Origin of the sequence: Microbacterium hydrothermale (assembly GCF_004854025.1) — a bacterium.
Taxonomy (GTDB): Bacteria; Actinomycetota; Actinomycetes; order Actinomycetales; family Microbacteriaceae; genus Microbacterium; species Microbacterium hydrothermale.
The window spans coordinates 206,568-232,458 of record NZ_STGM01000005.1; the positions used below are offsets into that span (position 1 = coordinate 206,568).

Below are 25,891 nucleotides of genomic sequence, written 5' to 3' on the forward strand. Positions count from 1 at the left end.
GCGAGAGCGGCGGTGACCCAGTCCGCTGCCGTCATCGTCGCAATAAAGTGATCCACACCGTGAGGCTAATCGGCACCTGGCCGTGCAGAACAGCCATGTTGAGGCGCGTCGAGCGCCAAGTGCCTCCTGCGGTGCCAAGCGCGGCTATCCCGAGCGGGCCAGGCGGAGCTATCGATGCTTTGGGGTGCGCCCAGCTACCTCAGTCATCGTGCATTGCAATCGAGTGGAGCCTGTCGGTCATGTACGGTTCCGCTTCATTGGCGTCCGAAAAGTCGTCACGCACGTGATCGTGACCGAAGTGGCGGCGAGCTTCCTCGTAGTACGGAGTTTGTAGGCGCCGGAAAAGGTCCACGAAGCTATTGAGCGCTACGGGGGAGGCTCTCGGGGGCTCAGAGGAGATTGGGCCGCCATCGAGCATGCTCAGCATCCATGTAGCCCCGTCAGGGCCGAGGAGCTCATCGAGCTGCATACTCTGAGTGGCTCGGTCAGTGTCGCAGTTCTTCCCCTTGTGGATGATTCGGAAGTCGGAGCGGGGGGTGTTCGTGCCCCACTTCCATACGACGAGAGCGTTCTTGGGCTCCTCGATACGCAGGCCACATGAATCACAAAACCAACTCGACAGCGGCGTCATGCCCACAGCGTAGCGCCACCCGGCGCATGGCGAACCCTACGGCTCGTCAGTGTGCTCACGAGATTGCCCGTTGCCGGACGCGCGAATCCAATCGAGGAGCCGCTTGGTCTCCCACGACGGGTTCGAAAGCCATTGCGTAGCCTCCGCAACGAGAGAACGCGGGCCCCGCAGGGGTCCGCCTTCTCTCGTTATGACCGGTCGAGCGGGAGTCGAACGGAGTTGGGCCCACGCCGCCGGAGGCTCCGCGCGTCAGCGATGATCGCGTCGTCTTCTGAGACTCGCTCAGTCGCGATTGCGGCGGGCCGCGGCGATGCCCATGAGACTCGTCACGATGAAGAGGGTGATGAGGCCCGTGATCATCACGGGGACCTCGAGAGCTTCGTCCACGCGCCCCGCCTCCCCTCGCCGTCGCACACTACCGGCCCCCGGCAACGCGCGGGTGTCGGCCGGATGAACGGCTGAAACGCCCGGCCCTCACGGCATTCACAGCCGCGGATCCCTAGTATTGCTGCGACTTCGGACTGCCGCGCCGGAGTCGACGTGCTGCCGGGCCGGTGGCATCCGTCGTGAAAGGACCCGAGTGAGCAAGACGAACACCCCGCGCGGTCAGAGGACCGTCGCGCGCCACGGGCGGCTGCGGTCACCCGGCCCGCTCGGCCAGCTGTTCCGCGGACTCGCGATCGCGCTCGCCGTGCTCCTCGTCTCGGGTGGGACGGTGCTGGCCTACGCCGCGATCGACCTGACCCGCAGCTTCACGGCCGACGCCGTCGAACTGAAGAACCAGCCGGCCGTTCCGCCGGACCTCGGGGAGCTCAAGGGCGGCGTGAACATGCTGCTCATCGGCACCGACGAGTGCGAGCCCGACTTCGCCCAGCTGTTCGGCGACCGGTGCACCGGGGCCGACTCCGAGGGCAGCCTCAACGACGTCAACATGCTCGTGCACATCTCCGACGCGCCGCGCCGTGTGACCGTGATCTCGTTCCCGCGCGATCTCATGGTTCCCATCCCGTCGTGCACCGACAAAGACGGCGTCGAGCACTCCGCGATGAGCAAGCAGCAGATCAACAGCGCGTTCTCGTACGGCGGTCTCTCCTGCGTGGTCGAGACCATCTCCGACCTCAGCGGGCTCGAGATCCCCTTCGCCGCGAAGGTGAGCTTCGGCGGCGTCATCAACATCACAGATGCCGTCGGCGGCGTCGACGTCTGCATCGCCAACGGCATCAAAGACCCGTACACCGGGATCGACTGGCCCGCCGGCATGCGCACCGTCGTCGGTCTCGACGCGCTGCAGTTCCTGCGCACGCGCCACGGCGTCGGCGACGGTGGCGACCTCGGTCGCATCTCCAACCAGCAGCAGTACATGTCGCGACTGGCGAACAAGCTGAAGAGCCAGGAGGTGCTGTCGAACCCGGCGACGCTGTACAAGCTGGCCTCGACCGCGCTGCGCAACGTCGACCCCTCGACCTCGCTGACCAACCCGCTGACGCTCGTGCAGATCGCCTCCGCGGTGAAGGACGTCCCCTTCAGCGAGATCGTCTTCATCCAGTACCCGACCTACACCGACCCGTCCGACCCGAACCGCGTCGTCCCCGACCGCACCGACGCCGACACCCTGTGGGCCGCGCTCGCCGCGAACCAGCCGCTGCAGCTGTCGGGCAACCTGAGCGACGGCAACGGCGTGATTGCCGACGCCAACGCCACCCCGGCTCCGGTCGACACCGCCACCCCCGCCCCGACCGACGCCCCGACCGCGGGCGCCGACGCCACCGCGAGCCCTGCGCCGACGTCCGACGCGGTCGTTCTGCCCGAGGGCATCGCGGGGCAGACCGCCGCACAGGCGACCTGCTCGAACGGCAACGTGCGTCAGTGACGCGCGGCTGCGACACCCGGCATCCGGACTTCGGTTTCGGATGCCGGGTGGCATCCGGTTAGTATGGACCGGTGTGCTCGTGCCGCAAGCTCGGGCACCTGGAGACGTCGCATAGTCAGGCCTAGTGCACCACCCTGCTAAGGTGGAGTCCCCGTAAGGGGACCGAGGGTTCAAATCCCTCCGTCTCCGCAGAAGAAGCCCCGGTTCGCCGGGGCTTTTCTGGTTCCGGGTATCACCCCTGGCGCTCGAACACCATCGTGGCCTGAATACGATCGCCGCCCCCGAAGCCGGTGCTGCCCGACGAGGCGGTGGTGATCGTGTGCAGGCGGTAGCCGAGGGTGGCCTGCCGATTGATCACGTTCTCGAGCTCCGTGAGGTTGCCCGAACCGGTTCCGAAGAACTTCTCCTTCCGCACGACCTGGAGGACGACATAGTTCCAGCCGTTCTGAGCGGGACGGGGTTGCGCCCCGGCGACCGCGTCGGCTTGAGCTCGCGCGACCATGTCGGCGATGCCCGGCTGCGGCGCCGTCGGTTCCTGGAATCGGTCGGTCCACTGCGCGCCGTCCCACCAGCGCATCCGTCCCGACCCGTCGTCGTACCAGCCCGGCTCCGCAGCTGCCATCGTCCACCCCTCACGTCCGCAGTCTCGCGCACGGTCGGCGCGACGCTCTCGGGCGAGTATGGCCGCGCCCTGAGCGCGGACGCAATCACCCGCAGCGCGTCACCCGCGCCGCAGCTCCAGCGCGCTCAGCCCCGGCATCCCCATCCACGAGCGCCCGTCCGGGGCGTCGACGAGGGTGAGCAGGACCGCGTCGCACGATCGGCATCGCACGACGGCGCCCATTGCGGAGATGTAGACCGCGGCGGTCGCGAGGAGCCCCCGCATGCCGCAGTGCGTGCAACGCACCTCGGAGGCCGTGGCATCCCACCCCATGAGGTCGGCGAATCGGCCGGCGAGGGCATTGCCGTCGAGACGTGTCATCACGAACCCCCGAATCTCTCGGTGCGCACCCGGCCGGGTGCGTGCCCCTCCTCGACCAGCCATCCCGCGACCGCCTCGACGAAGGGGGTGGGGCCGCACACGAAGAGGCGCGGAGAGGCGGTGGCGGAGGGAACGGCCGTGCGCAGCCGCTCGGCGGTCAGGCGCCCGGGGGGAGTCGTCGATCCCGCCGGTGCGCGTCGCGTGTAGACGACCTGCAGGTCGAAACGGTCGTCGCTCTCGGCGAGAGCCTCCATCTCGGCGCGGAAGAACATGTCGTCCGGCGAGCGCACCGAGTACAGCAGCCGGAACGGGGCCGGATCGTCGCTCTCGGCGTGCGCGGACGCCATGGCGTACAGGGGCACCACTCCCGACCCGCCGGCGATCAGGTGCACCGGGGCCGGGTCGCCGGAGGGGGTCCAGACGAAGTAGGCGCCGAGAGGCCCGTGCACCTCGATCCGGTCGCCCTCGCGGAGCTCCCGCACGAGGAACGGCGACACCTCGCCGTCGGGGACCTCGTCGACCGCGAGCGTGAGACGCGTGCCCTCGCCCGACGACGCGAGCGAGTACGACCGGCTCGCCTGGTAGCCGTCCGCAGCGGTGAGCCGCACGTCGACGTGCGAGCCGGCGTCGTTGCCCGGCCAGGTCGGCGCCTCGAGCGTGATGCGGCGCGCGGTCGAGGTCTCGGGGCGCGTCTCGACGACGGTCGCGACGTGCCAGGATGCCGCCCGCCGACTCACCCGTATCGTTCCTCACGCCACGGGTCGCCGTGCAGGTGATAGCCGTTCTGCTCCCAGAACCCGGGCTTGTCGGCCGGCATCGTGATGAGCCCCTGCACCCATTTGGCGCTCTTCCAGAAGTACAGGTGCGGTACGAGAAGGCGAGCGGGCCCGCCGTGCTCCGGGGTGAGCGGGGCGCCGTCCGCCTCGAAGGCGATCCAACTCCTGCCCCCGAGCAGGTCGTCGAGGGCGAGGTTGGTCGTGTATCCGCCGAAGGAGTGCACCATCACGTAGCGGTGGCTCGTCTCGACCTCGGCGAATACGCGATCGAGCGAGACGCCGCGCCAGGGCATGTCGAGCTTGGTCCAGTGGGTCACGCAGTGGATGTCGACCGTGACGTCCTCCATGCCCAGGGCCTGGAACTCCTCGAGATTCCAGCGGTGCACACCGTTCTCGGTGCCGATCGCGAACTCCCAGTCGGCGGTCGCGACCGACGGGGTGGGGCCCGCCGACAGCACCGGCCAATCCGACACGAGTGTCTGTCCAGGGGGTAGTCGCGGGTCGCGCTCGCGCCGTCGACCGCCGAAACCCCGCGTGATGAAGGACATGCGCTCTCCCTGTCGATGCCGTGAGCCTCACCCTAGCCAGGCCCGACGCGCATCGACAGGGGAGAGCGCCTCGGCGCCAGCCGCCACGACGTGTCGGGGGCACCCGCTAGTGTCGTCCCGCGGCGTGCACGCGTCGCATCCTCACCCCCGGGAGATACGCACATGTCGGTCGGTCTGCTCGCCGTCGTCGATGACATCCTCAGCGCCGCCATGCGCGCGAGTGCCAAGACCGCGGGCGTCGTCATCGACGACGCGGCCGTGACCCCGCAGTACGTGCAGGGGCTTTCTCCCGCGCGCGAGCTGCCCGTGGTGTGGAAGATCGCGCTCGGCAGCATCATCAACAAGTACGTGATCATCATCCCGATCGCGCTGCTGCTCACCGCGTTCGCGCCGTGGGTGCTGCCCTACCTGCTCATCATCGGCGGCTGCTTCCTCTGCTTCGAGGGGGCTGAGAAGGTGCTCGAGTGGTTCGGCGTGGGGCATGGCGAGCACGACGCGGACCAACCGCGCGACGAGAAGAAGCTCGTGCTCGGAGCGGTGCGCACCGACCTGATCCTCAGCACCGAGATCATGCTGATCGCCCTGTCGAGCCTCGACCCCGGGCTGGACATCTGGATGACGCTCGCCGCTCTCCTGGTCATCGGTCTCGCGATGACGCTCGTCGTCTACGGGGCCGTCGCCCTCCTCGTGAAGGTCGACGACATCGGCCTGCGGTTCATGAAGAGCCCCTCGCGCGGCGTTCGGCGCTTCGGGGTGCGGGTCGTGGCATCCATGCCCGCGGTGTTCCGCGTGATCAGCGTCATCGGGACGGTCGCGATGCTGTGGGTCGGTGGGCACCTCGTGCTCCAGAACCTCGAGGAGACGTTCTGGGCCGGACCCTACGAGCTCGTCCACCTGGTCACGCACGCGATCGAGGCGGCGGGGCCGGTGATCGTGTGGATCGTGGAGACGGCCATGTCGGCGGTCTTCGGTCTCGTGCTCGGCCTGGTCATCGTCGGGCTGATCACGGGGATCACTCGCCTCGTGAAGCGCGACGTCCCCGCCGACGCCGGGCACTGACGCGCCGACCCGCGCCGACGTCAGGAGCGGACTCGCGCCTCGCCGGCCTCCACCGCGCGCGCGATGCCCGCGATCAGCTCGGGCCACAGCTCGGGCGCGATGAAATGGCCCATGCCGGGGTGCACCTGCAGCTCAGCGGCGGGCAGCGCCTCGGCCATGTCGACGGCCGCGCTCCAGTGCAGCACGTCGTCGTCGCGGCCGTGGAACACCAGCGCGGGCACGTCGATCGCGCGCAGCGCCTCGAGTCGCTCGGGTGCGCGCAGCAGCGCGGACCACTGACGCGAGAAGCCCTCGGGCGCGTAGCCGCGGTCGAAGGCCTCGACGGCGGCCCACGCGTTCCAGGCGACGTCGAGCGGGTAGCGCTCGCCTGCGGTGGAGGCGGCGAACGCCGCCGCGCCCGCCCGCACCTCCTCGCGGCTGTAGCGGACGGGCTGTCGCATGAGCTCGGGACGCTCGTCGTGCAGGATGTAGCGCGGATCGCGGCCGGGGATCGTGGAGAGCAGACCCATGCTGCGCACGCGTTCGGGATGCCGGATCGCGGCCATCTGCGCCATCATCCCGCCCATGGAGTGCCCGACGAGGTGCGCCGCGTCCAGCCCGAGGTCGTCGAGCACGCGGATGACGTCGTCGCCCATCTCCTCGAGCCCGTAGCCGCCGTCGATGTCGTCGGGACCACCGAAGCGGGCGGACAGGCCCACGTCGCGGTTGTCGAGGCGCACGACGTGCAGTCCGCGGTCCACGAGCGTGGCCACGAGGTCGACGTGCCAGGCGATGAGCTGCGCGCCGCCGCCGGCGATCAGCACGACCGTCGGCGCGGAGGGGTCTCCCGCGGTGTCGTAGAAGATCGCGGGGTCGGGGGTGTGAGGCATCCGGAGTCCTTCGGGTTCTGTGCGAGCGACCATAGCCCGCGTCAGCGGGGCGACGGTATGGGCGCGAACTCCACCCCGGCGGAGACGGGGATGGATGCCGCGCACGTCGCGCCGAGGTCACGGGAAAGGTCCGCAGCGAGGGCGCGGGCGGCCTCGCGAAGCTCGGGCAGGCGCGAGGAGACGTCCTCGGTCGCGCCGACGATGCACGCGGCGGCCGCGACGAGACCCGCGGCGTCGCGGACCGGGGCCGAGACCGACGTGATGCCGAACTCGTCGATCGAGCGCATCGTGAGCGTCCCGTCGGCGCGCACCCGCTCGACGCGGCGCACGAACTGCTCGTACTCCCCGGCGCCGTGGCGCCGGGGGAAGAGCTGTGCGAGCTGGGGCGCGTCGAAGTCCATCGCGAGTGTGGGGCCGCCGTCGGAACCGACTAGGGGGTGCGGGCGGCCGAGCCAGGGCGACATGCGCAGTCCTTCTCCGAGCGGCTCGATGTGCTCGAGCATCGTGAAGCTGCGCATGCCGGTGAGCGTCGTGACGAAGACGCACGCACCGACCCGCTCCGCGGCCGCGGCCGTGCGGGCGGGACCGTCGAGCGCGAGGGTCGGGGCGAAGGCGGCCCGGTGCCACGCGTGGATCGCGGGATCGACGTGCAGGGCGTCGGTCTCGGCGTCGCGGGCGAGCAGGCCGGTGCGCACGAGAGCGTCGGCCAGCCGGCGTGCGCGGTCGAGGCGCATCCCGACCGCGGCGGCCGCGGCCGCGACGGAGCGGGGGGAGGCCGCGACGACCTCCGCCATGCGCGCGGCCGCCTCGATCGCCCGGATCGGCGCGGCGGAGGGGTCGTCGCCGCGAGCGGGCGCGGCATCTGCGGCGGGCGCGGCATCGTGGGCGGGCTCCGGGCGGTGCGTCCGCGCGAGGGCGCGTTCGAACGCGTGACGGGCGTCGGTCAGCAGGCGGCGGATGCGCGGGCGTGCGCGGGCGGCACGGTATACCGGGAGCGACACGGCGAGAACGGCGACGCGACGACCGTCGGGGGCGGTGAGGGCGACGGCGATCTCGACGGCACGGCCGATCTGCGACTCCACGATCACCTCGCCGGTGCCGTCGGGCGACGCCGCCCGCACGAGCGCGCGGCGCGGGTCGTCCACGCGGTCGCCGATCAGTGCGGGCACGTGCAGGGTCCACCCCGATGCGACGGTCGCGACGATCCGCGCGCCACCGGTCTCGGGGGCGGCGAGCACGACCGTCTCGGCGGTGTCCTGCGCCAGCCGGTGCAGCTCGAAGTGCACGGTCGGCCCCAGGGCGGCGGCGGCGCGTCCCGACAGCGCGACCGCCCGGGCGCCCACGCCGTACGTGCCGTAGCCGTCGGCCCGCCGCAGGAGTCCCGCGTCGGCGAGCTCGGCGCAGAGGCGCGACGCGGTGCTGAGCCCGATGCCGGCCGGCCGGGCGATCGCGGCGAGCGGGAGCGGCGCGGTCGGGTCGGTGCGTCCGGCGACCGTGCGCAGGACCGCGACGGACTGCTCGACGCGCGCGGTCACGGCATCCCTCGTTTCTGCAAAGTTATGGGCGATGAATTGCTGTTGCTGGCGACCGTAACAGGGCCGCGACGAGCGATTCGAATAATTGCCGGTATTCGCCGGGCGCCCGTCCGGCTCTCGGAAGGATCCGTCATGGAGGAATTCGACGTTGCCGTCGTGGGACTCGGCGCGCTCGGCAGCGCGGCCGCGTACCACCTGGCTCGTCAGGGCGTCCGCGTCGTCGCGTTCGAGCAGTTCGAGCTCGGGCACGTGCGCGGCGCCTCGCACGACACCTCGCGCATCGTGCGCACCTCGTACGGCTCGGCCGCGTACGTGCGCTTCGCGCAGGCGGCATATCGCGAGTGGGCGGCGCTCGAGGCGGCCACCGGCGAACGTCTGCTGACCATCACGGGCGGCGTCGTATTCATCCCCGACGAGGGCCCGTACGACGCGGCCGACTTCGCGCGCAGCCTCTCCGACAGCGGCGTGCCGTTCGAGCTGCTCGGTCCCGACGAGGTGCGCGGGCGATGGCCGCAGTTCGCGGTCCCCGAGGGGGTGACGTGCGTCTACACCCCCGACTCGGGGATCGCGCACGCCGCCCGCACCGTCGCGACCCTGCAGATGCACGCGCGCGTCCTCGGCGCCACGCTGCGCGACCGCACCCGCGTCGATCGCCTCCGTCCCGACGGCGAGGGCGTCGTCGTCTCGACCTCCGGCGGCGACGTGCGGGCGCGCCGGGTCGTCGTCGCCGCGGACGCGTGGACGAACGAGCTGCTCGAGCCGCTCGGCATCCGGATCCCGCTCGAGGTGATGCAGGAGCAGGTCAGCTATTTCGCGCCCGCCGACCCCGAGGCGTTCGACGGTGACCGTTTCCCGGTGTGGATCTGGGAGGACGAGCAGTGCTTCTACGGGTTCCCCACGTACGGGGAGCCGACGGTCAAGGCGGCGCGGGACGTCTCCGAGAACCGGATGACTCCCGCCGAGCGCACCTTCGTGCCCTCGCCCGAGCGCACCGCTGAGCTGGCGGCCTTCCTCGCCGCGACGATCCCCGCCAGCGGTGAGCTGCTGCGCACGGTCACGTGCCAGTACGCGCTCACGCCCGACCGGCGCTTCGTCATCGGGCCGCTCATCGAGCAGCCGGACATCATCGTGGCGCTCGGGGCGGGGCACGCCTTCAAGTTCACGCCCGCGATCGGTCTGGCCCTGGCCGAGCTGGCGACGGGTGGCGACACCACCGACGACGTGACGGCGTTCGCTGTCGACGCGACCGCCGTCCCCGCGATGTGAGGCCCGGCATGCGAATCCAACGACGAGGCGACGGTCACCACGAATGGACCCTGTACGAGGGGGAGGGTCGGGTCGGCATCGAGTGGTACTTCGCGGATGCCACGGCCCTCGGTGCCCACGTGATGCTCTACCACCTGGCCCCCGGTGCGTCCGAGGGCGAGCACCGGCACCTGACCGGGGCGGCGGACAGCTGCTCGACCGAGAGCAGCGACGAGATGTACATCGTGACGCGCGGCGAGGTCATGTTCTCGACGGACGGCGACGAGCGCGTGCTCGCGGCGGGAGACGCGGCGTATGCCCCGGCCGGTATGCGGCACGGCGTGCGCAACGCCTCCGCTGAGCCGGCCGAGCTCGTGCTCGTCTTCGGCCCGCCGCGCGGGGAGGCGGCGGCATGAGGCACAACGCCGACTACGCGCTGGACGACCTCGACGCCGTCCGCGCGCTCGTGGTCGAGAACCCCTGGGCGACCCTCGTCAGCCACGTTCCGGGGCGCGGGCTCGTGGCATCCCACTACCCGGTGCTCGTCGAGGACACGGCCGACTGCCTCGCCCTCGTGGGCCACGTCGGTCGCCCCGACGAGGCGCTGCACGAGCTCGGCGCGCACGAGGTCATGGTGATCGTGTCGGGGCCCAGCGGGTACGTCTCGCCGAGCTGGTACGACACCTCGCCCGCCGCGCCCACGTGGAACTTCGTCGTGGCGCACCTGTACGGCGTCCCCGAGATCCTGAGTGACGACGAGAACCTCGTCGTGCTCGACCGGCTCGTGACGCGTTTCGAGGCGCCGCTGCCGAACCCCTTCCTGATGCATCACAGCCTCGAGAACACGGCCTACGCCGAGCGCATCGTGCACGGCACGGTCGGCTTCCACCTGCCCGTGGCCCGCGTCGAGGCGAAGCAGAAACTCAGTCAGGACAAGCCGGACGCCGTCGTCGGCCGCGTGATCGCGGCGCTGCGCGCTCCCGGTCCCTACGTCAACCCGGCCCTGGCCGACCGGATGGATGCCATCCGCCCCCGAGAGGAACGACAAGAACGATGACCGGTTTCGTTGGCGTGGATGCCATGGTGCGATGGGTCGCCACGCATGGTGCCGAGCGACTCATGACCGACATGGTCGCCTACCTGGAGGCGGACTACCGCCGGTGGCCGTCGTTCGACAAGGTCGAGCGCATGGCCAGCCACACGCCCTTCGGCGTGATCGAGCTGATGCCCATCAGCGACCCCGACACGTACGCGTTCAAGTACGTGAACGGGCACCCCTTCAACCCCGGCCGTGGATACCAGACCGTGACCGCGTTCGGCGTGCTCGCCGACGTGCACAACGGCTACCCGGTGTTCCTCTCGGAGATGACGCTGCTGACGGCGCTGCGCACGGCCGCGACCTCGGCGATGGTCGCGCGGCGTCTCGCGCGCGCCGACGCATCGAAGATGGCCATGATCGGCGCGGGGAGCCAGGCCGAGTTCCAGGCCCTGGCCTTCCGTGGCGTGCTGGGCGTCGACCGTCTTCGGGTCTACGACGTCGATCCCGCGGCCACGGCCAAGCTCGTGCGCAACCTCGCCCCGCTCGGTTTCGACATCGTGGTGTGCGACGCGGCGTCGGAGGCCGCGCGCGGCGCCGACATCGTGACGACCTGCACCGCCGACAAGGCGGCGGCAACCGTGCTGAGCGACGCCGACGTGGCATCCGGGATGCACATCAACGCGATCGGCGGCGACTGCCCGGGTAAGACCGAACTCGACCCGGCCATCCTCTCGCGCGGGCCCGTGTTCGTGGAGTACACGCCGCAGACGCGCATCGAGGGGGAGATCCAGCGCGTGGCGGCGGACTTCCCGGTGACCGAGTTCTGGGAGGTGCTCACCGACCGGCGACCCGGCCGCACGTCCGACGACCAGGTGACGGTGTTCGACTCGGTCGGTTTCGCGATCGAGGACTTCTCGGCGCTGCGGTTCCTGCGCGACAGCGTCGCGGGCACCGAGCTCGCGCTCGAGATCGACCTCGTGGCCGCTCCCGACGACCCGAAGGACCTGTTCGGTCTCGTCGGCTCCCCGGTGCCGGCGCTGTGAGCGCGCTCACCCTGCGCTCCGTCCGTCCGTACGGGGGCGGCGGGCCCGTCGACGTCGTCGTGCGCGACGGTCTGATCGCCGCGATCACCCCGGCGGGCTCCACGCCGGCCGGTGGCCAGGACGTCGATATGGACGGCCGTTTCGTCGGCCCGGGGCTGTGGGACGCGCACGTGCACTTCACGCAATGGGTCATCTCCAGCCGTCGCGTCGACGTCGGGGGGACGAACAGCCCCGACGAGGTCGTCGAGATCGTGCGGCGCGCGCTCGCCGCGGGCGCCCCGCGCACCGACGGCGTGCTCGTCGGCTACGGCTACCGCGACGGGCTATGGACGACCCCGACCTCGTTACGCGCCCTCGACGAGGCGTTCCCCGACGACCCCGTGATGCTCGTCAGCGGTGACCTGCACGCCGGGTGGATGAACTCGCGCGGTGCCGAGCGTTTCGGTCTGCACCCCGACGCGAGCGGCGTCGTCTCCGAGGCCGACTGGATCGGTTCCCTGCAGCGCTTCCAGAAAGCGGCCTCCATTCCGATCGAGGCATATCGCGAGGTGGCGGATGCCGCGGCGCGCCGCGGGATCGTGGGGATCGTCGACTACGAGAACGTGCCGAACTTCCTCGAGTGGCCCGAGCGGGTCGCCGCCGGCGTCCGCTCGCTGCGGGTCGACGGATCGGTCTGGCCCGACCGGCTCGAGGAGGCCATCGCCGCGGGACACCGGACCGGCGACCCGCTCGATCGCCACGGCCTCGTGACGATGGGGCGCCTGAAGGTCGTCGTTGACGGCTCCCTCAACACCCGCACCGCGTGGTGCTGGGACCCCTACCCTGGCGCCGACCCGCACGCCGAGCACGGGTGCGGCGTGCAGAGCGTGCCGGTCGACGAACTGCGCCGCCTGCTCGTGCGAGCGAGGGCGGGCGGCATCCTGCCCGCCGTCCACGCGATCGGCGACCGCGCCAACACCGAGGTGGTCGAGGTCTTCGAGGAGCTCGGGATGCCGGGCATCATCGAGCACGCCCAACTCGTCCGCGAGGGGGACTTCGCGCGCTTCCGCGCCGCCGGACTGATCGCCAGCGTGCAGCCCGAGCACGCGATGGACGACCGCGATATCGCCGATCTGCATTGGGCTGGGCGCACGGCGCGGGCCTTCGCATTCGGATCGCTCCACCGCTCGGGGGCGGAGCTGCGCCTCGGCTCCGATGCGCCCGTCGCGCCCTTGGACCCGTGGCACGCCATCGCGTCGGCCACCACCCGCAGTCGCGGCGACCGTGAGGTGTGGCATCCCGAGCAGCGCCTGCCACTCGACGTCGCGCTCGCCGCGAGCAGCCGCACGACGCTGGCCGTCGGGCAGCCGGCCGACCTCGTGGTGGTCGATGCGGATCCCCACGCCTGCGACCGTGATGAGCTGCGGGGCATGCTGGTCGCGGCGACCCTGCTGGGCGGGCGGTTCACGCACCGGGCGGTGTGAGCCGGTGGCCGCGTGGGGCGGCCACGGCCGGGGCGACGGCGTCGCGGCGAGGCGACGGCGGCTCGGGGATTGGCGCGATAAACGCCGTCTGTGCTCAGACTCGCGGTGTCACGGCGTGTTTCGGCAGGAACGGCGTTTATCGGCGCTCGGCGGGGCGGCGCGGCGCGGCGCGAACAGCGCGGCGGTCGGGACCGGGAAGACGGAACGCGTCGCGCTCAGACGTCGAGCACCAGCGCCGAGCCCGAGCGCGCGCGCGAGACGCACGCGTAGATCACGCGGGCGTCGTCGTCGACGGTGAGCGAGTCGCGGTGCTCCACCGCGCCGTCGAGCACCGGAATCGCGCACGAGCCGCACACGCCGCGCAGGCACGACCCGCTCACCGCGACCCCCGCCCCCTGCAGTGCCTCGCGCAGCGACCGGGCCGCGGGCACCTCGACGGTGACGCCCGATCGGGCGGCGGTCGCGGTGAAGGACTCGCTCGGGCCGAACTCCCGTTTGCGTGGCTCGAACCGTTCGAGATGGATGCCGGAGCCCTCGGGCAGCGTGGGGGCGAGGGCGAGCAGCGCGTCGGTGAACCCCGCGGGACCACAGGCGTACACGTCGGTGCCGGGGGCGATCGCGCCGAGGACCGCGGGGAGGTCGAGGCGGCCGTGCTCGCCGCTGATGTGCATGCGCGCGCGCTCGCCCAGGGCGGCGATCTCGTCGGCGAACGCGACCCCGTCGCGCGAGCGGGCGGCGACGATCATGCGCCAGTCCGCACCGGTGGACGCCAGGTGTCGCGCCATCGCGAGGATCGGCGTCACCCCGATCCCGGCGGCCAGCAACAGGTACGCCGGGGCCTCGCCCAGCTCGAAGAGGTTGCGGGGCGGCCGGACCCAGACCGTGCCGCCCTCGCGGAGGAACGCGTGGATGTAGTGCGACCCCCCGCGCGACAGTTCCTCGCGGCGCACGGCGATGCGATACGACGCGGTGTCGGCCGGGTCGCCGCAGAGCGAGTACTGCCGCTCGTGTCGGGTGATGAGCTGCAGGTCGACGTGTGCTCCCGGCTGCCACGCCGGGAGGGGGGAGCCGTCGGCGTTCTGCATCCGGATGCTGACGATGTCGGGCGTCTCTCGGGTGATCTCCCGGACCACCAGGGGCATCAGCCCTTCGCGGGTGCGCATGTCAGTACAGCGCCCGGTAGGCGCCGGCCATGGCGTCGTCGATCACGTCGCCGACCGCGGCATCCCAGCCCGAGGTGCTCGCCCAGATCTGGCCAGAAGTCGGTACCTGGGTCGCGAGGTCCTGCATGTCGGCGTCCCACAGGCCGCCGCGCAGGAGAGCCCGGCCGCAGTGCAGGTACACCTGCTCGATGCGCAGCACGATCGCGAGGTCCGGCACCGTGTGGTCCTGCTCGAGCGTGTGCAGCAGCGTCGGGTCGTCGGTGACGATCGCGGTGCCGTTGATGCGCAACGTCTCGCTCATGCCGGGCACGAAGCACAAGAGGGCGGCGTGGCCGTTGTCGACGATGTTGCGCATCGAGTCGGCGATCTTGTTGCCGAGGCGGTCGGGGATCGCGACCGTCCGGTCGTCGATCGCCCGCACGAAGCCGGGGTAGTCGCCGCGCGGCGAATTGTCGCACCGTCCGTCGCGGTCGGCGGTGGCCAGGGTGGCGAACGGGGAGTGGGCGAGGAAGCGCAGGCAGTTCTCGTCGAGATGGTCGGTGATCTTCTGCAGCGAGGGTCTCTCGGGCTCGCCCAGCGTGCCGCGGATCTCCTCGAGTCCGAGCGCGCGGAAGTCGGTGGGGAGCATGCGTTCGACGCTACTCGGAGCACGGTCGGCGCTCATCGTCGTCGGGGCACAGGATCCAGGGGGCGATCTGTGCTTCGGGCACAGGGGTGTCAGCGTGCCGATCCGATGAGCCGCACCCGGCACGCCAGTTCGACGGCGAACCGGGTGTCGGGGTCGTCGAGGTCGACGTCGAGCAGCTCGCGGACGCGACGGATGCGATAGCCCACCGCGTTCGGATGCAGCATGAGCTCGCGGCCTGCCTGGGCGAGCGAGTTGCGATTGCCGAGGTACGACAGCAGCGTCCGCACCGCCGTGGCCGAGCGCTCCGGCCCGAGCGCGTCGAGCGGGTGCAGCAGGTCGTCGAGCAGGTTGCGGCTGACCGGAGAGGCGTAGAAGTCGAGAAGGAGGCGCCGGAGCCCGGTCACGTCGGTGAGCTCGATGGCATCCAGGCGCCCGGCGGCGATCGCGGAGTCCGCGGCGACCCGGGCCTCGGCGGCCGACTGTCGGAGCCCGGCGGCGCCCGTCTGGGGTGTGCCGAGACCGACCGTGTACGTCCAGTCGTCGCCCGCCAGCCGGCGCGCCTGCTCCTGCACGCGCACGATGACGTCGCGGAGGCGCCGCTGGTGATCGCCGGCGCCGTGGTCTTCGCTGCTGACGAGGATGACGTCGTCCTGAAGGAACGCGATGTGCCAGAGCTCGTCGCGGTCCTCGATGAGCTGCAGCGTGAACAGCTCGAGGGCCGCCTCCACGAACCGCGGCGCGCGCAGCCCCGCGTCGATGCGGTGCTGAGGTCGCATCCAGGCCACCGCGTGCGACAGCTGCAGGGGCAGGCCGAGGCGTGCGGCGGGCGCGACGAAGCCGTCGACACGACCGGCCTCAGCGAGGATCAGCTCGACGATGAGGTCGGCGCGGGACTGGTTGGGGGCGAAGCGGTCCTGCAGGTGCCGCTGCATCGCCCGCGATACGAGGGAGGCGACGACGGGCAGCGCCACCGTCGCCGCGGGGTCGGACGTCTCCGCGACGAGCCGGCCGATGGGCACCTCGCCGGCGAAGACGGCGTCGGCGTCGGTCCACGATGTCGAGGGGTCGTCCTGCACGCGGACCCGCACGCCGAGCGCGGTTCCGGCGGCGTCGAGGATCGCCGCCACGGCGTCGGATGCGCCGGCCGACGCAGCGGCCGTCGCCTTCTCGACCGCGAAAGCCGCGCGCGTCATCGACTCCGCGGCGCCGCCGCTGATGACGCGGTCGATCGTGACGGCGAGGTCGGGAGCGCGCGCGGCGAGGGAGACGAGCACGGGCACGCCTCCGCGTTCGGCGAGCACGCTCGCGGTCTCGGCGGGTGCGAAGCCGACTGGCATCACCAGCCCCGCGAGCCCTCGCGCACTCGCCTGGCGCAGGGCCACGTCGACCAGGTACGACGCGGGCGGGTCCTCGCCCGCGACCACTGCGAGCGTCCCCGCGGGAAGGGCCGGCAGCTCCGACAAGGCCGCGACGTCGATGCGCTCGATCACGGCGCCGGCGCGGGGGCCGGCGGCGTGATCGACGCCGAGACGTTCGGCCTGGGAGAGGAGGTCGGCGGTGGTGAGCTGTGCCACGAGCACAATGTACGCCGATTCCCTGTCGCGTCACCACATTGTCGGTCGCGCGAGTGCTGCCTAGGGTCATGTCATGGCATCCCCGTCCCTCGTCCCGCCGACCGCGGCGCGCGCCCCCGAGCACGTCACCGCCGACGACATCGCCGCCCTCGCCGCGGGGGCTGCGATCTTCGGCACCGGCGGCGGCGGAGCGGTCTACACCTCGCAGCTCACCACCGAACGCGCCATCCGCGAGCACGGACCGGTGCGGCTGCTCTCGGTCGACGACCTCGGCCCCGACGACGCGGTCATCATGATGAGCGGCATCGGCGCACCGACGGTCGGCATCGAGATGCTCTCGTCGGTGCAGCAGATCGAGACGCTGCTGCGCGAGGCCGAGCGCGTCGCGGGACGCAAGATCACCGCGATCATGCCCGCCGAGATCGGCGGCAGCAACGGCGTCTCCCCGGCCGGCTGGGCCGCCCGCCTCGGCGTCGCGCTCCTGGATGCCGACGGCATGGGCCGCGCGTTCCCCGAGGCGACGATGATCTCCACGAACGTCGCCGGGGTGCCGTGCGACTTCGCGGTGCTCAGCGATGTCGTCGGTAACGTCGTCACGCTGCGCACCGTCGACCTCGGCTGGCTCGAGCGGCACGCCCGCGCGGTCACCGTCGCCGCGGGCGGCATCTGCCTCGGCGCCCACTATCTGCTCACCGCCGAGACGGCTCCCGGCGCCGTCATCCCGGGCACGATCAGCACCGCGATCCGCGTCGGTCACGCGCTTCTCGACGCCACCGACCCCGTGTCGGCGGTCGCCGCGGAGCTCGATGCCGACGTGCTCATCACCGGCAAGATCGTCGACGTCTCGCGGCGCACCGAGGGGGGCTTCGTCCGCGGCTCCATCACGATCGGGGGCATCGGCGACGACCGCGGGCGTCTGCAGCGCGTCGAGCTGCGCAACGAGAACCTCGTCGTGCTGGAAGACGGCGAGGTGCTGGCCACGGTGCCCGACCTCATCACCGTCGTCGACCTCGAGACGGGCCACGCGATCTCCACCGAGATGCTCCGGTACGGCCAGCGCGTGTCCGTGCTCGCGTGGGCGTGCGACCCGCTGTGGCGCACCGAGCGCGGCCTCGAGCTCGCCGGCCCCCGCGCCTTCGGCTACGACCTGCCCTACGTCCCCTTCGAGCGGAAGGACGCGCGATGAGCGCCGTTCGCGACCTGTCGATCGGCGTCGACGTCGGTGGCACCAACACCGACGCGGTCGTGGTGGATGCCACCGGCTCGGTCATCGCCTGGACGAAGCAGCCCACGACGGCCGACGTCATCGGCGGCATCCGGGGCGGGATCGCCGCGGTGCTCGCGCAGCTCGGCGACGACCGCGACCGCGTGTCGCGCGTGATGCTCGGCACGACCCACGCCACCAACGCGATCGTCGCGCGGCGCGGGCTCGACCGGGTCGCGCTCGTGCGCCTCGGGGCGCCCGCGGCGACCGAGTGGCCCCCGCTCACCGGCTGGCCGGACGACCTCAGCGATCAGGTCCTGGCCGGTGCGGCCATGCTCGGCGGCGGCCACATGGTCGACGGCACGCCCATCTCCTCGCTCGACCGCGACGGCATCCGCCGCTTCCTCGACGGTCTGGAGGGCGGTTTCGACAGTGTCGCCGTCTGCGGCATCTTCAGCCCGTCGTCGCCCGAGCAGGAGCGCGAGGTCGAGCAGCTCGTGCACGATCACCTCGGCGAGGCGGTCCCGGTGTTCCTCAGCCAGGACATCGGCCCCGACGGGCTCCTCGAGCGCGAGAACGCCACGGTGCTCAACGCCGCCCTACGCGGCGTGGCGAGCGACGTCACGCGCGCGCTCGTCGAGGTCGTCGCGGAGGAGGGCCTCGACGTCGCGACGTTCTTCGCGCAGAACGACGGCACGCTCATGTCGCTCGACTACGCCGTGCGCTACCCCGTGCTGACCATCGGCTCCGGGCCGGCGAACTCCATCCGCGGCGCGGCGTTCCTCTCGGGCGCGCAGAACGCGATCGTCGTCGACGTCGGCGGCACGACCAGCGACCTCGGCGTGCTCGTCGACGGCTTCCCCCGCGAGTCCACGCTTCCCCGCGACATCGGCGGCGTGCGCACGAACTTCCGCATGCCCGACATCCTCAGCCTCGGGATCGGCGGCGGCACGGTCATCGACCCGCGCACCGGCGCGGTCGGCCCCCGCTCGGTGGGCTACCGCATCGCCGAGGAGGGGCTGCTCTTCGGCGGCTCCACCGCGACCCTGACCGACGCCGCCGCGGCGGCCGGCCGCGGCATCCCGGGCCGCTCGCTGCCGACGCTGTCGTCGGGGCAGCGCGACCTGCTGACCCGCGCCCTCGCCCACGCCCACGAGCGCATCGAGGAGGCCGTCGAGCGTCTGTCGCTCGGCCGGGTCGACCTCCCCCTCGTCGTCGTGGGCGGCGGCGCCCTCCTCGTCCCCGACGACCTGCCGGGTGCCGGCGACGTCCTGCGCCCCGATCGGGCCGACGTCGCGAACGCGGTCGGTGCGGCCATCTCCCTCGCGGGAGGCCGCGCCGAGCAGATCTCCGACGCCGACGACCGGGATGCCGCGATCGCGGCCGCCTCGGAAGCGGCGATCGCCAAGGCCATCCAGGCGGGGGCCGATCCCCTCGCGGTCGAGATCGTCGACGTGCTCGAGACGTCGTTGTCGTACACCGCGCGCCCCACGCTCAAGGTCTCGGTGAAAGCGGCTGGGCCCCTGAGTCGCCTAGCGGCGCCCCTCCCCGCGAGCTGACCCTGCACCACACCTGCACCACCGATGCTTCACCCGATTGAAGGAGCAAGGCAATGAAACGCAGCACCCTTGTCCCGGCCGCAGCCGGGCTCGCTCTCCTCGCACTGACACTGGCGTCGTGCGCCGCGCCGGCAGACGACGGCGGGGGCGGCGGAGGCAACGTCGTCTCGGGCGGCACGTTCGTGAAGGCGATCAGCGACGACCCGGGCGACCTCGACCCGATGAAGGCCGTCTCGCCGGACACGTTCGACGTCGTCACGGTCGCGTACGAGTCGCTCATCTACGTCACACCGGACGGCTCGTACGAACCGTGGCTGGCCGAGAGCTGGACCGACGAGGGAACCTCCGCCACTTTCACCCTCAAAGACGGCATCACGTGCGCCGATGGTTCGGCGTTCACCGGAAAGACCGTCGCCGACAACATCAACTACAACGCCGACCCGGCGAACGCGACGTTCTCGTACGGCACTGTCATCACCGACGCCGTCTCCGCCACGGCCGAGGGCAACGTCGTCACCGTGACGAGTACCGTCAACGACCCGTTCCTCTCGATCAACATCGGCACGATCATGATGGTCTGCGATGCGGGCCTCGCCAACGTGGCGTCGTTGTCGAACACGACGAACGGCACCGGCATGTTCCAGCTGAGCGAGGCGCGTCCCGGTGACGCGTACGTGTTCACCAAGCGCGACGGCTACACGTGGGGGCCTTACGGGGTCACCAGCGACACCGCGGGGCTCCCCGACACCATCGAAGAGCGGATCGTGTCGGATCAGAGCACGGTGACCAACCTGCTGCTGTCGGGCGAGGTCAACAGCGGTGTCGTCACGGGCCCCGATCAGGATCGCCTGGAGGGTGCCGGCCTGAAGTACGCCGGCGTGCGCAATCCTGTCGGCCAGATGCTCTTCAACGAGCGCGAGGGTCGGCCCTTCTCCGACCCGCTCGTGCGCGAGGCTCTCTCGACCGCGATCAACCGCGACGAGGTCGGACCCGTGATCGCCGGCGCGACGGGGTTGCCTTCCAGCGGCCTCGTCATGAAGACGCCGCTGCTGTGCGTGCAGGACCCGCCCGGGTGGACCCTCCCCGCCACCGACCTCGACCGCGCCGGCGAACTGCTCGATCAGGCCGGCTGGGTTCTCGGTGCCGACGGCACCCGCCAGAAGAACGGCCAGCCGCTGACCGTGAAGTTCATCTACGACGCTCCCACCGCCTCGCACGCCCCGGCCGCCGAGCTGGTCAAGGAGACGTGGGACAAGCTCGGTGTGGTCACCGAACTGTCGGCGAACGACGCCGCAGCGTGGTCCGACCAGCTGTACACGAGCTTCGACTGGGACACCGGCTGGGTGCAGATCGCGCCGGGAAGCCCCGTCGTGCTCGACCTGTTCTTCGGCGGGGCGACCCCCGACAAGGGCGGTCTGAACTTCATGTTCGTGAACAACCCCGAGTACAACGAGCTCGCCACCCAGGCCAAGACGGCGACCCCGGACACGGCGTGCGGACTGTGGCAGCAAGCCGAGAAGAAGCTCATCGATCGTTTCGACACCTTCCCGGTGATCGACAACATCCTGCCGAACTACATGAGCGGCGCGATCTTCGAGCAGCCGAACTTCCTCAACCCCACCTCGATCCGGATGCAGGGCTGAGCCTGTGACCGCCACCCCTCCGCCCGCCGTCGCCGACCTGGCCGGCACTCCGACCGCCGCCCTCGCGGTGCGGGCGGAGGGGCGCGGCCGTCAGCTCTCCCCCCGAGCGGCCTTCCTCATCCGCCGACTGGGGCGCCTGCTCGTGTCCCTGGCCGTCGTGGTCGTCGCCTCGTTCTTCCTCGTACATCTCGTGCCTGGAGATCCGGTGCGCGCGGCTCTCGGCATCCAGGCCTCTCCCGAACTGGTCGCGGCCACCCGCGCCGAGCTCGGTCTCGACAAGCCATTGCCGCAGCAGTTCGTCGACTACGTCGCCAACCTTCTGCGCGGCGACTTCGGCGACTCGATCCGCACCGGCCGATCGGTGTCCGAGACGATCGGCCAGCGATTCCCCGCGACGGTGACCCTGGGCGTGCTGAGCTTCCTGCTCGCGCTGGTCGCGGCGCTCCCCCTCGGTATCGGAGCCGCCGTCGCGCTTCAGCGCCCGGGCCGGAAGGTCGCCGACGCTCTCATCTCGGGCGTGCTGGGTATGCTCATCGCCGTCCCCGGGTTCCTGCTCGCGGTCGGTCTGATCGCCCTGTTCGCCGTGCAGCTGCGCTGGCTTCCCGCCGCCGGGTGGGGCACACCCGAGGATGCCGTGCTCCCGGTCCTCGCGCTCGCCCTCGGCCCGATGGCCTACCTCGCGCGCATCGTGCAGGTCGAGATGTCGGGTGTACTGGGGGCGACCTACATGACCACGGCGCGGGCGAAGCGCCTGCCAGGACGACTCATCTACCTGCGCCATGCGCTGCCGAACATCATCACCGCCTCTCTCACGGTCAGCGGGCTGCTGCTCAGCGGCATGATCGCCGGCACCGTGCTGATCGAGACGGTCTTCGCGATCCCCGGCATGGGCGGTGTCATGGTCCCGGCGGTCGGGGCCAAGGATTACCCGATCGTCCAGGGGCTGGTCGTCGTCTACGCCCTCATCATCCTCGGCGTGAACCTCGTCGTCGATCTCATCCTCGTGACCGTCGACCCGCGGTCCTCGATCACGGAGGGCTGATCCATGACCTGGCGCTCCCGTCTGCTGTCCCCCTCGGGCATCGCCGCCGCGATCGGCGTGCTGCTCTTCCTCTTCCTCACGGTCGCGGGGCCGACGCTCTTCCTCTCCGCGGCCGAGACCTCGAACGTGCCGGAGCGGCTGCTCGCCCCGAGCCTCGCGCACCCTTTCGGCACCGACGACCTCGGGCGCGACATCTTCGCGCGCGTGCTCGTGGCCGCCCGCGTCTCCCTGCTGCTGACCCTCGGCGCCACCGTCGTCTCGACGGTCGGAGGCATCGCGTACGGTCTCATCGCCGTGATCCTGCCGCGGCACGTCCGCCGCCTCGCGACAGGGTTCCTCGACGTGTTGCTCGCCTTCCCCTGGCTGCTGATGGTTCTCTTCTTCACCGTCATCTGGGGCGCGAGCGCCGTGACCGCCATGTTCGCGATCGGCATCGCCGGCATCCCGTTCATGGCGCGCCTGGTCTACAACCTCGCCTCGTCGGTTTCGGGCCGCGACTATGTGCGGGCGGCTCGCGTCGTCGGCGTCGGGCCTTTCGGCATCCTGGTCCGGCACATCCTGCCCAACATCGCCAACCCGCTGTTCGTGAACGCCGCGGCCACCGCGAGCGTGACCCTGCTGTCGTTCGCCGGGCTCTCGTTCCTCGGCCTCGGCGTGCAGGCGCCCGAGTACGACTGGGGGCGACTGCTGCAGGATGGGATCACCCGTATCTACGTCAACCCGCTCGCGGCGATCGGTCCCGGCATCGCCGTCGTGCTGGCGGGACTGGTGTTCACCTTCGTCAGTGAGGCGCTCGCTGACACCCGCGGCGGTGGGCGCTCCGCGGTGGTGCGGCGAGCCCTCGGGGCCGTCACCCCGACGCGACGGTCGGCGGCGGCGGCGGCGATCGCGCGTCCGGCGCTCGCCGCGGGAGAACCCGTCGCCGAGATCACCGACCTGCGCGTGACTTTCGGCACCGCCGACGGCGGCGAGGTCGAGCGGGTGCGCGGTGTCGGGCTGCGGATCCTCCCCGGCGAGGTCGTCGGCATCGTGGGTGAATCGGGGTCGGGCAAATCGCTCACAGCGATGGCGCTCGCGGGGCTCCTCGGTACCGATGCGCGCGTCACGACGAGCGCCCATACCTTCGACGGCATCGATATGACCCGACCCCTCACCGCTGCCGATCGCTCGACCCTCGGTATCGAACTCGGCATGGTGTTCCAGGACCCGCTCACCTCGCTCAACCCCGCCCTCACGATCGGCCGCCAACTGACCGAGGTTCCCGAGGTGCACCTGAAGATGTCGCGCGCGAAAGCCCGTGAGCGTGCGGCCGCGGCCCTCGAGGCCGTCGGCATCGCCGACGCGAGGCGGCGGCTGTCGCAGTATCCGCACCAATTCAGCGGGGGCATGCGCCAGCGCGCGATGATCGGTCAAGCCCTCACCGGGCGCCCGAAGCTCATCATCGCCGACGAGCCGACGACGGCGCTCGACGTCACGGTGCAGCGCCAGGTGATGAGCGTGCTGCGCCGCGCGCAGCACGACACGGGGGCTGCCATCGTCTTCATCTCGCACGACATCGCCCTCGTCTCGGCGTTCTGCGACCGCGTCCTCGTCATGAAGGACGGCCTGATCGTCGAAGAACTCGACGCCCAGCGCATCCGCGAAGACGCCACGCACCCGTATTCGCGCGCGCTCATCGCGTGCCTGCCCGACATGACGTCCGACCGCACCCGCCCGCTTCCGGTGATTCCGCCGGAAGTCGCGGCATCCGCTCTCGCCGAGGAGGTGGGGGTGTGAACGCCCTCGAGATCGACCGCCTGTCCGTCCGCTACGGCCGGACCACCGTCGTCGACGACGTGTCGCTCGTCGTCCCCGCAGGGCGCACGCTCGGCCTCGTCGGCGAGTCGGGGTCGGGCAAGAGCACGATCGCGGCGGCGGTGGTTGGCCTGGTGCCCCCGGCGGCCGGAGAGGTGCGGGTCGGCGGGGTCGTGGCATCCGGTGGGGGCAAGTCGGCGCGGGACGCGCGCCGGCGCCTGCAACTGGTGTTCCAGGACCCGTTCTCGGCCCTCGACCCCCGCATGAGCGTCGGCGACTCGATTGCCGAGGCTCTGCGCGCGAGCGGCCGCACGTTCTCGCGCGACGCGCGCGTGGCGCGCGTGCGGGAGCTGCTGACGCTCGTCCACCTCGACCCCGACCGCGCCGGCGACACCCCCGCCGCGTTCTCGGGCGGGCAGCGTCAGCGGGTGACGATCGCCCGTGCGCTCGCCGGCGAGCCCCGCGTGCTCGTCGCCGACGAGGTCACGAGCGCCCTCGACGTGTCGGTTCAGGGGGCCATCCTGAACCTCCTGCGGGAGCTGCAGGAGAACCTCGGGCTGTCGATGCTCTTCATCTCGCACAACCTCGCCGTCGTCCGTTACATCAGCGACGAGATCGCCGTCATGCGGCACGGCCGCATCGTGGAGTCGGGCCCGACGGAGCACCTGCTCGCCGCGCCCAGCGAGCCCTACACCCTCGATCTGCTCGACGCGGTGCCCGTGCTCGGGGTGCGGATGGCAGCCGGATGAACGAGTTCACCGAGGCGGCGATCGGGCTCGTGCCCGAACTCGTCGCCGTCCGTCGCGAGCTCCATGCCGTCGCCGAGGTGGGCCTCCACCTCCCCGAGACGCAAGCGGTGCTGCAGCGCGAACTCGCCGACCTCGGGCTCGAGATCGCGACCGGCGCAGCACTGTCGTCGATCACCGCGGTGCTCCGCGGAGCGCGACCCGGGCCTGTGGTGCTGCTGCGGGCCGACATGGACGCCCTGCCCGTGACCGAGGCGACGGGCTTGCCGTTCGCCTCGCCACAGGCGACGATGCACGCGTGCGGCCACGACCTGCACATGGCCGGGCTCCTCGGGGCCGCCCGCCTGCTCGCCGCCCGGCGCGAGGAGCTCGCGGGTGCGGTGGTCTTCATGTTCCAGCCGGGCGAGGAGGGGTACGCCGGCGCGCGCCTCATGATCGAGGAAGGCGTGCTGGATGCCGCGGGCGATGCGCCCGTGGCCGCCTATGCGCTCCACGTCGACACGATGACCGACGCGGGCACGTTCGTCACCCGCCCCGGACCGATGATGGCGAGCGTGAGCGCGGCGACCGTGACCCTGCGCGGCACGGGGGGTCACGCGGCGATGCCGCACCAGGGCGTCGACCCGGTGCCCGTCGCCGCGGAACTGGTGCTGGCGGTGCAGACGTTCGGCGCCCGCCGGCTGCCGGCGACCGACCCCGCGGTGCTGTCGGTGACCGGCATCCGCAGCGACTCGGCGGCGGGCAACGTGCTCAGTGAGACGGTGACGCTCGTGCTCAACGTGCGCGCCTTCTCGGATGCCACCCGCTCCCGCGTGCGCGACGAGCTGCCCGCTCTCCTCGCGGGCATCGCGACCGCGCACGGGTGCACGCTCGACACCGACTGGGTCGACTCGTATCCCGTGACGGTCAATGATCCCGACGAGACGGCCGTCGTGCTCGACGGGCTGCGTTCCGCCCACGGTCCGGAGCGGGTGCGGGTGCTCGAGGCGCCGTCGCCGGCATCCGAGGACTTCGCGTACGTGCTCGAACGCGTGCCCGGCGTGCTCGTCTTCCTCGGCGTCGCGCCGGCCGCGGGGCGCGCACCGCTGCACTCCGACCGCGCGGTGTTCGACGACGCGCAGCTGGGGCTGCACGCCGCGACGCTTGCCGGGCTGGCCTGGGACCGGGTGCACCGGCACGGGCGCTGAGGTCGACATGCTCCACCCCGCCGCCGGGCCCGCCCCCGAGAACCCTTCGCGGGATAGTGCCCGCCCCGGAACCCCTCCGCCGGATATCGCGCGCCCCGGATCTCCTCTGCCCGCCGCCGCGTCGCCGCCGTCCTCTAGCAGCCCCGGAACCCCGCCGCCGGCGGCCGACCCACCGCCGGATACCGCGCGCACACCGGATGCCGCGCCGGCCCCGGCCGCAGGCTCCGACCCGCCGCCGCCCTCCGCCGCCGACGTCGCGGCGCTGCGTCGGCGTACCGGTGAGCTGGCCGC

23 protein-coding genes and 1 tRNA gene are annotated in these 25,891 nt (G+C 71.6%); 15 read left to right on the top strand and 9 right to left on the bottom strand.

What is annotated here, in order from left to right:
• Positions 1-1,211: 1,211 nt before the first annotated feature.
• Both FB047_RS11765 and FB047_RS11770 read left to right on the top strand, forming a co-directional pair.
• Entirely contained in the window at positions 1,212-2,501 is a 1,290-nt protein-coding gene (locus tag FB047_RS11765) for an LCP family protein (RefSeq protein WP_136587387.1), read from the top strand.
• Positions 2,502-2,601: 100 nt separating this feature from the next.
• A tRNA-Ser gene (locus FB047_RS11770) sits at positions 2,602-2,690 on the top strand.
• Between the two features lie 43 nt (positions 2,691-2,733).
• Here the strand turns inward: FB047_RS11770 and FB047_RS11775 are convergent.
• From FB047_RS11775 to FB047_RS11790, 4 genes are all read right to left on the bottom strand, one after another.
• A complete protein-coding gene (locus FB047_RS11775; protein ID WP_136587388.1) occupies positions 2,734-3,123 on the bottom strand; it encodes a DUF2510 domain-containing protein in 390 nt (129 codons plus the stop codon).
• Positions 3,124-3,222: 99 nt separating this feature from the next.
• Positions 3,223-3,483: a DUF6510 family protein gene (locus FB047_RS11780; RefSeq protein WP_136587389.1), complete on the bottom strand. Its 261-nt coding sequence runs from the start codon at positions 3,481-3,483 to the stop codon at positions 3,223-3,225.
• A complete protein-coding gene (locus tag FB047_RS11785; RefSeq protein WP_136587390.1) occupies positions 3,483-4,220 on the bottom strand; it encodes an FAD-binding oxidoreductase in 738 nt (245 codons plus the stop codon). The genes FB047_RS11780 and FB047_RS11785 overlap by 1 nt, the downstream gene beginning before the upstream one ends.
• Positions 4,217-4,807, bottom strand: coding sequence for a molybdopterin-dependent oxidoreductase (locus tag FB047_RS11790; RefSeq protein WP_136587391.1), 591 nt, complete (start codon positions 4,805-4,807; stop codon positions 4,217-4,219). The genes FB047_RS11785 and FB047_RS11790 overlap by 4 nt, the downstream gene beginning before the upstream one ends.
• A gap of 162 nt (positions 4,808-4,969) precedes the next feature.
• Between FB047_RS11790 and FB047_RS11795 the strand changes: the two genes are divergently transcribed.
• Positions 4,970-5,866 carry a DUF808 domain-containing protein gene (locus FB047_RS11795; RefSeq protein WP_136587392.1) on the top strand — a complete coding sequence of 299 codons (897 nt, stop codon included), beginning with the start codon at positions 4,970-4,972 and terminating at the stop codon, positions 5,864-5,866.
• Between the two features lie 20 nt (positions 5,867-5,886).
• On the opposite strand, the gene FB047_RS11800 is transcribed toward FB047_RS11795, so the two are convergent.
• Positions 5,887-6,735 carry an alpha/beta fold hydrolase gene (locus FB047_RS11800; RefSeq protein WP_167494223.1) on the bottom strand — a complete coding sequence of 283 codons (849 nt, stop codon included), beginning with the start codon at positions 6,733-6,735 and terminating at the stop codon, positions 5,887-5,889.
• 41 nt (positions 6,736-6,776) lie between these two features.
• Positions 6,777-8,270 carry an IclR family transcriptional regulator domain-containing protein gene (locus FB047_RS11805; protein ID WP_167494224.1) on the bottom strand — a complete coding sequence of 498 codons (1,494 nt, stop codon included), beginning with the start codon at positions 8,268-8,270 and terminating at the stop codon, positions 6,777-6,779.
• Positions 8,271-8,402: 132 nt separating this feature from the next.
• On the opposite strand from FB047_RS11805, the gene solA reads away from it, so the two are divergent.
• The 5 genes from solA to FB047_RS11830 are packed head-to-tail and all read left to right on the top strand — an operon-like array spanning position 8,403 to position 13,060.
• The gene (gene solA / locus FB047_RS11810) at positions 8,403-9,536 is read left to right on the top strand and encodes an N-methyl-L-tryptophan oxidase (RefSeq protein WP_167494225.1); all 1,134 of its coding nucleotides are present in this window, start codon (positions 8,403-8,405) and stop codon (positions 9,534-9,536) included.
• Positions 9,537-9,544: 8 nt separating this feature from the next.
• Positions 9,545-9,931 carry a cupin domain-containing protein gene (locus FB047_RS11815; protein ID WP_136587396.1) on the top strand — a complete coding sequence of 129 codons (387 nt, stop codon included), beginning with the start codon at positions 9,545-9,547 and terminating at the stop codon, positions 9,929-9,931.
• Positions 9,928-10,572: an FMN-binding negative transcriptional regulator gene (locus tag FB047_RS11820; RefSeq protein WP_136587397.1), complete on the top strand. Its 645-nt coding sequence runs from the start codon at positions 9,928-9,930 to the stop codon at positions 10,570-10,572. The genes FB047_RS11815 and FB047_RS11820 overlap by 4 nt, the downstream gene beginning before the upstream one ends.
• Positions 10,569-11,597, top strand: a complete 1,029-nt coding sequence (locus FB047_RS11825; RefSeq protein ID WP_136587398.1) for an ornithine cyclodeaminase — start codon at positions 10,569-10,571, stop codon at positions 11,595-11,597. The genes FB047_RS11820 and FB047_RS11825 overlap by 4 nt, the downstream gene beginning before the upstream one ends.
• Positions 11,594-13,060, top strand: a complete 1,467-nt coding sequence (locus tag FB047_RS11830) for an amidohydrolase (RefSeq protein ID WP_240752770.1) — start codon at positions 11,594-11,596, stop codon at positions 13,058-13,060. Before FB047_RS11825 ends, FB047_RS11830 begins: the two co-directional genes overlap by 4 nt.
• Positions 13,061-13,275: 215 nt before the next feature.
• Here FB047_RS11830 and FB047_RS11835 read toward each other — a convergent pair whose 3' ends face one another.
• The 3 genes from FB047_RS11835 to FB047_RS11845 all read right to left on the bottom strand — a co-directional run bounded on the left by FB047_RS11835 (position 13,276) and on the right by FB047_RS11845 (position 16,425).
• On the bottom strand, positions 13,276-14,202 hold the full coding sequence (locus FB047_RS11835; RefSeq protein WP_136587399.1) for a PDR/VanB family oxidoreductase: 927 nt from the start codon (positions 14,200-14,202) through the stop codon (positions 13,276-13,278).
• Between the two features lie 22 nt (positions 14,203-14,224).
• On the bottom strand, positions 14,225-14,851 hold the full coding sequence (locus FB047_RS11840) for an MSMEG_1061 family FMN-dependent PPOX-type flavoprotein (protein WP_136587400.1): 627 nt from the start codon (positions 14,849-14,851) through the stop codon (positions 14,225-14,227).
• 89 nt (positions 14,852-14,940) lie between these two features.
• The gene (locus FB047_RS11845) at positions 14,941-16,425 is read right to left on the bottom strand and encodes a PucR family transcriptional regulator (protein WP_136587401.1); all 1,485 of its coding nucleotides are present in this window, start codon (positions 16,423-16,425) and stop codon (positions 14,941-14,943) included.
• A gap of 73 nt (positions 16,426-16,498) precedes the next feature.
• On the opposite strand from FB047_RS11845, the gene FB047_RS11850 reads away from it, so the two are divergent.
• Genes FB047_RS11850 through FB047_RS11880 form a run of 7 tightly spaced genes read left to right on the top strand, consistent with a single transcriptional unit; the run spans position 16,499 to position 25,600 of the window.
• Positions 16,499-17,611 (top strand): DUF917 domain-containing protein, encoded by a 1,113-nt coding sequence (locus FB047_RS11850; RefSeq protein ID WP_136587402.1) that lies wholly within the window; start codon positions 16,499-16,501, stop codon positions 17,609-17,611.
• A complete protein-coding gene (locus FB047_RS11855; protein ID WP_136587403.1) occupies positions 17,608-19,188 on the top strand; it encodes a hydantoinase/oxoprolinase N-terminal domain-containing protein in 1,581 nt (526 codons plus the stop codon). Before FB047_RS11850 ends, FB047_RS11855 begins: the two co-directional genes overlap by 4 nt.
• Before the next feature lie 53 nt (positions 19,189-19,241).
• Positions 19,242-20,831: an ABC transporter substrate-binding protein gene (locus FB047_RS11860; RefSeq protein WP_136587404.1), complete on the top strand. Its 1,590-nt coding sequence runs from the start codon at positions 19,242-19,244 to the stop codon at positions 20,829-20,831.
• Positions 20,832-20,835: 4 nt separating this feature from the next.
• The gene (locus FB047_RS11865; protein WP_205822942.1) at positions 20,836-21,873 is read left to right on the top strand and encodes an ABC transporter permease; all 1,038 of its coding nucleotides are present in this window, start codon (positions 20,836-20,838) and stop codon (positions 21,871-21,873) included.
• Between the two features lie 3 nt (positions 21,874-21,876).
• A complete protein-coding gene (locus tag FB047_RS11870) occupies positions 21,877-23,649 on the top strand; it encodes a dipeptide/oligopeptide/nickel ABC transporter permease/ATP-binding protein (protein WP_136587405.1) in 1,773 nt (590 codons plus the stop codon).
• Entirely contained in the window at positions 23,646-24,416 is a 771-nt protein-coding gene (locus FB047_RS11875; protein ID WP_136587406.1) for an ABC transporter ATP-binding protein, read from the top strand. Before FB047_RS11870 ends, FB047_RS11875 begins: the two co-directional genes overlap by 4 nt.
• A complete protein-coding gene (locus FB047_RS11880) occupies positions 24,413-25,600 on the top strand; it encodes a M20 metallopeptidase family protein (protein ID WP_136587407.1) in 1,188 nt (395 codons plus the stop codon). Before FB047_RS11875 ends, FB047_RS11880 begins: the two co-directional genes overlap by 4 nt.
• Positions 25,601-25,891 lie beyond the last annotated feature (291 nt).

What these genes read in the sequence shown, in the direction of transcription:
- FB047_RS11820 (WP_136587397.1), top strand. Translation starts at nt 9,928, where the DNA reads ATGAGGCACAACGCCGACTACGCGCTGGACGACCTCGACGCCGTCCGC.
- FB047_RS11860 (WP_136587404.1), top strand. Translation starts at nt 19,242, where the DNA reads ATGAAACGCAGCACCCTTGTCCCGGCCGCAGCCGGGCTCGCTCTCCTC.
- FB047_RS11800 (WP_167494223.1), bottom strand. Translation starts at nt 6,735, where the DNA reads ATGCCTCACACCCCCGACCCCGCGATCTTCTACGACACCGCGGGAGAC.
- FB047_RS11790 (WP_136587391.1), bottom strand. Translation starts at nt 4,807, where the DNA reads ATGTCCTTCATCACGCGGGGTTTCGGCGGTCGACGGCGCGAGCGCGAC.
- FB047_RS11815 (WP_136587396.1), top strand. Translation starts at nt 9,545, where the DNA reads ATGCGAATCCAACGACGAGGCGACGGTCACCACGAATGGACCCTGTAC.
- FB047_RS11835 (WP_136587399.1), bottom strand. Translation starts at nt 14,202, where the DNA reads ATGCCCCTGGTGGTCCGGGAGATCACCCGAGAGACGCCCGACATCGTC.
- FB047_RS11840 (WP_136587400.1), bottom strand. Translation starts at nt 14,851, where the DNA reads ATGCTCCCCACCGACTTCCGCGCGCTCGGACTCGAGGAGATCCGCGGC.
- FB047_RS11795 (WP_136587392.1), top strand. Translation starts at nt 4,970, where the DNA reads ATGTCGGTCGGTCTGCTCGCCGTCGTCGATGACATCCTCAGCGCCGCC.
- FB047_RS11870 (WP_136587405.1), top strand. Translation starts at nt 21,877, where the DNA reads ATGACCTGGCGCTCCCGTCTGCTGTCCCCCTCGGGCATCGCCGCCGCG.
- FB047_RS11855 (WP_136587403.1), top strand. Translation starts at nt 17,608, where the DNA reads ATGAGCGCCGTTCGCGACCTGTCGATCGGCGTCGACGTCGGTGGCACC.
- FB047_RS11880 (WP_136587407.1), top strand. Translation starts at nt 24,413, where the DNA reads ATGAACGAGTTCACCGAGGCGGCGATCGGGCTCGTGCCCGAACTCGTC.
- FB047_RS11775 (WP_136587388.1), bottom strand. Translation starts at nt 3,123, where the DNA reads ATGGCAGCTGCGGAGCCGGGCTGGTACGACGACGGGTCGGGACGGATG.
- FB047_RS11825 (WP_136587398.1), top strand. Translation starts at nt 10,569, where the DNA reads ATGACCGGTTTCGTTGGCGTGGATGCCATGGTGCGATGGGTCGCCACG.
- FB047_RS11780 (WP_136587389.1), bottom strand. Translation starts at nt 3,483, where the DNA reads ATGACACGTCTCGACGGCAATGCCCTCGCCGGCCGATTCGCCGACCTC.
- FB047_RS11850 (WP_136587402.1), top strand. Translation starts at nt 16,499, where the DNA reads ATGGCATCCCCGTCCCTCGTCCCGCCGACCGCGGCGCGCGCCCCCGAG.
- solA (WP_167494225.1), top strand. Translation starts at nt 8,403, where the DNA reads ATGGAGGAATTCGACGTTGCCGTCGTGGGACTCGGCGCGCTCGGCAGC.